The 417-nt window shown below is 80.1% G+C and carries 1 protein-coding gene; it reads left to right on the forward strand.

Annotated features, from left to right (window positions below; genetic code table 11):
• A partial coding sequence (gene tilS, locus FNQ90_RS26660) for a tRNA lysidine(34) synthetase TilS (RefSeq protein ID WP_182608612.1) occupies positions 1-417 on the forward strand: 417 nt, incomplete at both ends.

The raw sequence follows: 417 nt of genomic DNA on the forward strand, positions 1-417 counted from the left end.
GAGACAGCCGTCCTCGCCGCCTGTTCCGGCGGCGCCGACTCCATGGCCCTCGCCGCCGCCCTCGCCTTCGAGGCCCCCCGTCTGGGGCTGCGCGCCGGCGGCATCACCGTCGACCACGGTCTCCAGGCCGGCTCCGCCGAGCGCGCCCGGGAGGTCGCGGGCCGTCTGACGGAGCTGGGCCTGCGCCCCGTGGAGGCCGTCACCGTCGGCGTCGGCCGCGACGGCGGCCCGGAGGCCGCCGCCCGCACCGCCCGCTACCGGGCCCTGGACGCCGCCGCCGAACGCCACGGTGCCGTCGCCGTCCTCCTCGGCCACACCCGCGACGACCAGGCCGAGACGGTCCTGCTGGGCCTCGCCCGCGGCTCCGGCACCCGCTCCCTGGCCGGCATGCCCGCCGTCTGCGGCAGTCCCCTGCAC

It is taken from the genome of Streptomyces alkaliphilus (assembly GCF_014141535.1).
Lineage (GTDB): Bacteria > Actinomycetota > Actinomycetes > Streptomycetales > Streptomycetaceae > Streptomyces > Streptomyces alkaliphilus.